The organism is Candidatus Omnitrophota bacterium, from assembly GCA_028693815.1.
Lineage (GTDB): Bacteria > Omnitrophota > Gorgyraeia > Zapsychrales > Aceulaceae > Aceula.
In genome coordinates this window covers 1-7,523 of the sequence record JAQUUP010000039.1, presented here as the reverse complement: position 1 = coordinate 7,523, position 7,523 = coordinate 1, and the positions used below count along the sequence as shown (strand labels likewise).

At 35.9% G+C, this 7,523-nt stretch carries 8 protein-coding genes; all 8 read right to left on the bottom strand.

The features are described from left to right. Window positions 1-65 precede the first annotated feature (65 nt). Complete coding sequence (locus PHY73_08575) at window positions 66-200, bottom strand: hypothetical protein (GenBank protein MDD3375755.1); 135 nt, start codon at window positions 198-200, stop codon at window positions 66-68. A 4-nt stretch (window positions 201-204) separates the two neighbouring features. Beyond that, window positions 205-1,143 (bottom strand): ROK family protein, encoded by a 939-nt coding sequence (locus PHY73_08570; protein ID MDD3375754.1) that lies wholly within the window; start codon window positions 1,141-1,143, stop codon window positions 205-207. Window positions 1,144-1,289: 146 nt separating this feature from the next. Next, window positions 1,290-2,288 carry a GGDEF domain-containing protein gene (locus PHY73_08565; GenBank protein MDD3375753.1) on the bottom strand — a complete coding sequence of 333 codons (999 nt, stop codon included), beginning with the start codon at window positions 2,286-2,288 and terminating at the stop codon, window positions 1,290-1,292. Continuing rightward, entirely contained in the window at window positions 2,288-3,586 is a 1,299-nt protein-coding gene (locus PHY73_08560) for a diguanylate cyclase (GenBank protein ID MDD3375752.1), read from the bottom strand. The genes PHY73_08565 and PHY73_08560 overlap by 1 nt, the downstream gene beginning before the upstream one ends. After that, window positions 3,555-4,658 carry a sn-glycerol-3-phosphate ABC transporter ATP-binding protein UgpC gene (ugpC, locus tag PHY73_08555; protein MDD3375751.1) on the bottom strand — a complete coding sequence of 368 codons (1,104 nt, stop codon included), beginning with the start codon at window positions 4,656-4,658 and terminating at the stop codon, window positions 3,555-3,557. The genes PHY73_08560 and ugpC overlap by 32 nt, the downstream gene beginning before the upstream one ends. A gap of 107 nt (window positions 4,659-4,765) precedes the next feature. Further along, entirely contained in the window at window positions 4,766-5,611 is an 846-nt protein-coding gene (gene accD, locus PHY73_08550) for an acetyl-CoA carboxylase, carboxyltransferase subunit beta (GenBank protein ID MDD3375750.1), read from the bottom strand. Window positions 5,612-5,625: 14 nt separating this feature from the next. Further along, a complete protein-coding gene (locus PHY73_08545; GenBank protein MDD3375749.1) occupies window positions 5,626-6,894 on the bottom strand; it encodes a DUF1015 domain-containing protein in 1,269 nt (422 codons plus the stop codon). A gap of 141 nt (window positions 6,895-7,035) precedes the next feature. After that, window positions 7,036-7,302: a zinc ribbon domain-containing protein gene (locus PHY73_08540; GenBank protein ID MDD3375748.1), complete on the bottom strand. Its 267-nt coding sequence runs from the start codon at window positions 7,300-7,302 to the stop codon at window positions 7,036-7,038. Between the last annotated feature and the right edge of the window lie 221 nt (window positions 7,303-7,523).

Genomic DNA, 7,523 nt, shown 5'->3' with positions numbered 1-7,523 from the left:
TTCGGCTCCTCAAATACTTGCTCTGTTTTTTCTTCATTAACATCCTTCTCGATTATCCCTTCATTCTAATCAACGCTATCTAACACAACAGAATCAGGGACACTTTGCTTCTCTTGAGCAATCGCATTAACACAAAATGCTCCGCACAAGCATCCAATCAACGTTAAGAAAATAATAAAGTTTAGAATTTTGTTTCTCATATTTTTATGCTTGGTGCGCTCCTAGCATCTCTAAAACCAAAACCTGCGAACCAATAATACCCGCGTCTTGTCCTAATGTTGTCTTTTTAATTCTTACCATCCGACCCTGAATATGCATTGCTCTTTTTTTAATAACTTGGCGCATCACAGGAAAAATATATTTATATGCTTCGGCCACACCGCCCCCAACAAGAATAAGACTTGGATTAAGAGTGTTGACAACCCCAATCAAACCGTTAGAAATATGCTCTGCCGTTTGCTCCCAAAACAAAACTGCTTTTTTATTTCCTTTATTAGCTAAAGCCGTCACTTGCTCAAGCGTTATATCTTTTTGATTAAGAAATCTTTTTGCTTTCTTTTCCAAATACTGATTTCCAACAACCGTTTCCATGCAAGCAAACCCACCACAATTGCAGTTCTTTCCTTTTTCATTAAGAGGCGTATGGCCCAATTCCCCTGCCGCAAAACCTGGTCCCCGATAAATCGCATTATTTAAAATAAGTCCTCCTCCAACACCTGTGCCCAATGTCATACAAATTAAATCCGCCGCACCTTTTCCTGCACCGTATGTCCACTCTGCCAATGCAATCACATTAACATCATTGTCAATAAAAACTGGAATCCCGATCTTTTTCTCAATAATTTTCTTTAAAGGAACGTTTTTCCATCCCTTGATATTCGTTAAAGAATAAACAATATTATGCTTAATATCCACAAGACCAGGAAGGCCAATGCCAACACCAAGAATTTGATTCTTTTCTAGATGGTTTTCAGATATGACTTTAAGGCAAGCAGTCGCTAAACCTTCAACTAACTGATTAGTATTTTTACTAACAGTCTTTGTTTTCAAATTTAGCCTAAAAAGAATCTCCGCCTTTTTGTTAATAAGGCCGATCTTTATATTTGTACCGCCAATATCAATTCCAATGACAAATTGCTTCATAGAGTGGTTATTTTACCTGAAAAAAGAAACATATTCAAGAAAATGTAATACTTTTCGACTGGAGTATAAAATATTGAAAAACAACGACTTGTATAAAACTACGAAAGAATCTTATAAATAAAAATATAAATATTAATAATTATCTGTTATTGACCAAAAGCAGATGTACAATTACGTCCGCGCTTTTTAGAACGATACAATGCTCCATCAGCTTTATCAATAAGCTCCGCAGAACTTTCCCCATCGACAGGAAAACAAGAAACGCCAAGGCTAACAGTAACACGCACCTTGGCGTCGTAGGCTTGAATCTCATTTTCTTCAATTGCTTTTCGAATACGTTCCGCAACAAAAAAACTTCCGTCTGTGTCTGTGTCGGGCAAAACAACGCAAAATTCTTCTCCCCCATAACGACCCGCAAGATCAATCTCACGAACATTTTCTTGAATCAAAAGACTAACAGAACGCAAAACCTGATCTCCGACCAAATGCCCATGCTGATCATTAACCGCCTTAAAATAATCAACATCAATCATCAAAAATGACAAATTTCTTTTTCTAATCAAAGCACGCTGAATTTCTTCTTCAAAACGCTCCATCAAATAACGCCTAGTATGCACACCAGTTAAACTATCTGTAATCGCCGCCTTCTCAACTTCCTGATAAAGCCTCACACGCTGAAGCGCAAGTCCAAATTGCTGTGCCAAAATAATAAATTTCTCTTTATCTTTTTCCAAAAGACCTTTAATCGCAATATAACCCAACTCTTTTCGTCGACCCTTAATCGGAAAAATAAAATGATCACTCGGATCCGGCGCATTCTTTCGACGATCTCCTTCAGAATGGACCAAACGACACTCCTCAAAAAATACATTGACCTTCAACGCTTCTCGAAAAACCTCAAAAGCTTTTTGCTCGCTCAAAGTTTTAGTAATTTCCTTTGTAATATCATACAATGTAAAAATCTCCGTCGCTTTTCGCTCCATTTCTTTCCTATCCCGAACAACATTATCACAACTTTTGGAGATTCTTTTAAGTCTTTCCTGGATATCAAAAAGTTTATCTTTTTCTTTCTTTTGTTTTTCTGAAATAATTCTTTTAGCAAAATAAACAAAAGAAAACAAAAATATTAAATCTAATAATATCATTAAGATAAACATACTTTATTTCGTCCTCTTTGTTTTGCTTGATACATCGCCTGGTCTGCTTTATGAATTAATTCTTCCTTCATTTGTGCATCCGCCGGAAACGAAGCAATTCCAATTGAAACCGTTACCTTTGTTTTTTCCCGTCTCAAAAGAATTTCTGTTCCTTCTATTCTTTTCCTCAAATCTTCGGCTAATTCTTTAGCTTGCATTTTTGTACAATCAGGCAGCATCACAACAAATTCTTCTCCACCGTATCGACAAACAATATCTCCAGGACTATTAAAGACATCAACCAAATGCTCGCTTACTTTTTTGAGCACAATATCTCCGGCAATATGGCCAAACTCATCGTTGTATTTCTTAAAGTTATCTAAATCAATAACTAAAAGAGATAAATCAGATTTATGCCGCAACTCTCTCGGAAACTCTGCGTTTAATCGATCCATCAGAAATCTTCTTAAATAAAGCCCAGTCAAACTATCTTTAACTGCCAAATCTTGAATCCGTTCATATAAATGCGCACTTTCCATCGCCACAGAACCTAAATCGCCAATGCGAGATAAAAATCGCAAATCTTCTGTTGAAAATCTTCTTTCATTTGGACTGTCAAGACGCAAAACGCCAAGAACTTTATCACCTAAAATAAGCGGAACAGAAATCAACGACCTTTTTTCTCTTTCTTCATCCTCGGAAAAGCTATGCGACACATCAAATCTAAAATCACTTTTAGCATCTTCAACTAATAAAGGTTTTAACTTCTTAAAAACCCAACGATCAAAATAATCCCCTTTTTTTGATTTAATATTCATTTTTATTTTATTATGAATCGAAGAAATCATCGACGGTTCACCCGTTTCTAAGTCTCGAAGGTAAAGAACAGCTGTCGCATCATTCTTTCCAATCAACTCATCAGCTTGTTCAGTTAAAATATTAGCCGCATCAAGCCGTGTTGCGCTTAAGCTTAATTTTTCGGCTAAGGTTTTTAACTTCGAATAATCCTCAAAACGTCCTCGGAGCGACTCTCTATTAAAATCTTCTTTTTCGGCCTGCGAGCATAAAAGATTAATATTTTCTAAATATTCTTCTTCCTGCAAATCATAAATAGTCTTTTGTTGTAAGAATTTATTTCGGAAAGAAATTAAAAAAATGAGGGCAACAAGCTGTGTTACTAAAATAACAACGAAAAACTGTTGATTAAATTTTGTAGCATAAACGAAGAAAACAACCAAAAAGATAAAAATCGCAAAGATTGGAAGTATTGTGAAATTAAATAATTGTTTTTTCAGTTTCTTGATCAAAGAAATGCACCTTGTTCATGTCAAACACCAAACTCATTTCACGATTAACTTCTGGACGATTATGCGCCCCAACACGTGCAACAAATGGATGTTTGCCAGTATTCAAATATAAATACACTTCCGACCCCAAGGGCTCAACAACCTCGCAAACAGCATTGATTGTATTATCCGAAGAAGATTCGGAAATAAACAATTTATCATAAATATCCTCGGCCCTTACGCCAAACGTAACAGTCTTTCCTTCGTATGGTGCAATCGCCTTATACATCTCTTCTACTATTTTTAACTGAAAATTATCTTCACTAAAATAAAATTTTCCATGCAACTTTACAATCTTGCCGAGCATAAAATTAATCGGTGGAGAACCAATAAATCCCGCAACAAATTTATTAACCGGAAAATCATAAATCGTCATCGGATCAGCGCACTGATGAACAATTCCGTCCTTCATAACAGCAATACGATCACCCAAAGTCAAGGCTTCAGTTTGATCGTGAGTCACATAAATAAATGTCGTTTGAAGTCTTAAGCGAAGTTTATGAATTTCGGTACGCATCTGAACACGCATTTTAGCATCTAGATTGCTTAGAGGCTCATCAAACAAGAAAACTCTTGGCTTTCGTACAATCGCACGACCAAGAGCAACACGCTGACGCTCTCCACCAGAAAGCTGGCCCGGACGACGATCTAACAATTTCTGAATATTCAGGATTTCTGCCGCTTCATTTACGCGACGAACAATTTCTTCTTTAGGATATCTCTTAAGACGAAGCCCAAAAGACATGTTTTCAAAAACAGTCATGTGAGGATAAAGAGCATAATTCTGAAAAACCATCGCGATATCGCGATCTTTGGCAGGAACATCGTTAACAATGCGATCACCAATCTGCACAGTTCCTTGAGAAATATCCTCAAGTCCTGCAACCATGCGAAGTGTCGTTGATTTCCCGCACCCCGAAGGTCCAACTAAAACAAGAAACTCTTTGTCTTTAATCTCAAGATTGACATCTTTGACCGCTCTAACATCACCCTTATAAGTCTTATTGATGCCTTTTAATGTGATCGAAGCCATATATAATAAGTTCCTTTATTAATATTAATATTAGTCCCTATTATAGCAAAATCGCTTATTCACACAACTATAAAATTTATTGGAGATAACCTGATATTTTGAAAGATTTAAGAATTGCAGGTATAATTGATAATTTTAAAAATAGTTTCCTTAAGATCTTTTCTCTCAACAATCATATCAATCAACCCATGCTCAATTAGAAATTCCGATCTTTGAAACCCAACAGGAAGCTTTTGGCGTATTGTCTGCTCTATGACTCTTGGCCCTGCAAAGCCAATCAAAGCCTTTGGCTCAGCCATAATTACATCTCCAACTCCAGCAAATGATGCCATGATCCCTGCCATTGTTGGATTTGTTAAAAGCGAAATATGCAAAAGTTTTGCCTCGGAATGCTTTGCCAAAGCAGCACATGTCTTAGCCATCTGCATTAATGAAAACATTCCTTCGTACATCCTAGCGCCACCACCTGATCCCGAAACAATAATAAGAGGTAATTTATTCTTTGTTGCATGCTCTGCAATACGCGTAATACGTTCGCCAACAACAGAACCCATAGATCCCATAATAAAACGTGAATCTGTGACGCCAATAGCAACTTTAATTCCTTTCATCGTTCCAACGCCTGTGATAACGGCATCTTTTAAATTTGTTATCTTTCGATCACTTTTTAGCTTTTCTTGGTATGTCTTGGGTCCTTGGAATTTTAAAGGATCCGCAGAAACTAAATTTGAGTCATGCTCCTGAAAGCTTCCCTCATCCAAAAGAATATCAATTCTCTCATGAGAAGTAACCTGAAGATGAAAACTGCATTTTGGGCAAACATTCAAATTGTCCTTTAGCGTTTTCTTATAGTGTGGCGCCTGGCAGTCTGGACATTTAACCCAAAGACCATCTGGAATCACCTTTTTTCGAACTTTAACAAGCGTATATTTATCTTTTCCAAATAATGCCATAATATTCTTGCTTTCTATTTATCCATTTTGTAAATTGTCAATCCTGAAAGAACTTTTGGGTAAAAATATGTTGTCTTTGGAGGCATTTTTTCTCCATTAAGCGCAATAGATTTAAGTTGCTCAACTCCAACAGAATTTAGGACAAAGCATGCCGCAGCTTTTTTAGAATCAACCATCTTAACTGCCTCATCTAAGTCTTTTTTATACGTGATATTGTCTGATGTAATTTTAACACGATCAAAAACAAGTGTCTTTAAAATTGTTGCGTCTAAATGTTGAAACTCCCTAGAGCCTTCATGAATGTGCTGGTCAATAAGCATTCTATTCTTCAAGCGCAATAATTTAATTCCATCACGTGTATAAAGACCAAACGCATGCTCATTTTTACCTGCTTTACCAAGTAAAATTTTAAGCTGTTCAACATCCTTTATTTTATCAATTCTAAAGAATTCTTCCAAAAAATCTGTTTTTGAAGGAAATTTCTTAACAACGCGATGAATCGGAAGAATGACAAGATCCCTTGAATCCAAATTTGTCATATAAGTCATAATATAGTTAAAAGATTCTTTGCCCGTTGTTCTTTTCTTTCGTTTCATGCGGGATTTTCGGTATTCCATGGCAACTTCATAGCGATGATGTCCATCAGCAATAAACAATTGCTGACCATCAATTAAATTCTTAACTTTTTCAATAGAAATTGGGTCATCTAGGCGAGACACAATATGTCGAACCTGATCTTGATCGATAATATCAATAATAGGCTCTTTTTGAGAGGAAAAATCATGAAAAATGTTTTCAATTCTCTTGTATTGATCAGAAAAACAAACAAAAATCGGGCTTAAGTTTGCTTTAACGTTTCGCCAAAGACGAAGTCGGTCCTTTTTAGCTTCCTTGTGAGTATTTTCATGAGGATAAATCTTTGATTTTTCTTTATCCTGAAGGCGCATAAGCGCTAAAAAACCTATCCGTGTTTTTTTCTGACCACACACCTTGTATTCTTGCTTGTAGACATAAAAACATGGCTTGTCATCTTGAACAAGAATACCTTTTTTCATCCATTCTGCAAAAATCTTTTTTGCACGCGTATATTTATTATCATACGAATTATCTTTAGATTTTTCCATTCCTAAAAGAATTCGAATAAAATTATTAGGATGGGCATTATGAAAAGCAGTCTGAGCCTCAGGCGAAATAACATCGTACGGAGGACAAACCACTTCGGATAAATCTTTGATCTTTTTGGGATTATAGTGAACGGCTTTAAATGCTCTGATTTGTGTCATGCTTAAAACTTTCTTTTAAATATGGTTAACTTAAGGTTCCTTAAAATTCTAAGGTATAAGAAATGATACCAGAATAAACAGGGCCAGAAAACCAAAATCTAAGAAATTTTATATTCTCGAAATATCTGTTATTTTAGGAAATTACGAGCTTGCTGAGCAACTTTTATTAGGACAATCTGATGGACAAGTTGATTTTGACTTAGATTCTTTTTTTGAAGGTTCTTTTTTCTTGTAATCAGTTTCGTAAAATCCACTTCCTTTGAAAATAATACCAGCTCCTGAGCCAAGCAATCGCTGCAAATTGTTTTTTTGGCACTCCGGGCACTTTTTCAAAGGTTTTTCAGTTATAGACTGAAGGATTTCTAGCTGATGACCACACTTAGAACATTCATATTCATATGTTGGCATAAATAAACTCCGCTTTATTGGGTTCACGTTTTACATTCGTCAACCTGCGTAACGATAAACTCATTTAAACGCTTTTTTCAATTTTTCTGTAAAAGACTCATTTTGCTCATTTATTTCCTCACCACTGACACGAGCATATTCTTCTAAAATACTTTTTTGTTCTTTTGAAAGTTTTGTAGGCACCTGCAGCATCACACGAACATATTGATCACCAACCCCCC

Coding starts and splice junctions, on each gene's coding strand:
- PHY73_08565 (MDD3375753.1), bottom strand. CDS start 2,288: ATGATATTATTAGATTTAATATTTTTGTTTTCTTTTGTTTATTTTGCT.
- PHY73_08540 (MDD3375748.1), bottom strand. CDS start 7,302: ATGCCAACATATGAATATGAATGTTCTAAGTGTGGTCATCAGCTAGAA.
- PHY73_08570 (MDD3375754.1), bottom strand. CDS start 1,143: ATGAAGCAATTTGTCATTGGAATTGATATTGGCGGTACAAATATAAAG.
- PHY73_08545 (MDD3375749.1), bottom strand. CDS start 6,894: ATGACACAAATCAGAGCATTTAAAGCCGTTCACTATAATCCCAAAAAG.
- ugpC (MDD3375751.1), bottom strand. CDS start 4,658: ATGGCTTCGATCACATTAAAAGGCATCAATAAGACTTATAAGGGTGAT.
- PHY73_08575 (MDD3375755.1), bottom strand. CDS start 200: ATGAGAAACAAAATTCTAAACTTTATTATTTTCTTAACGTTGATTGGA.
- accD (MDD3375750.1), bottom strand. CDS start 5,611: ATGGCATTATTTGGAAAAGATAAATATACGCTTGTTAAAGTTCGAAAA.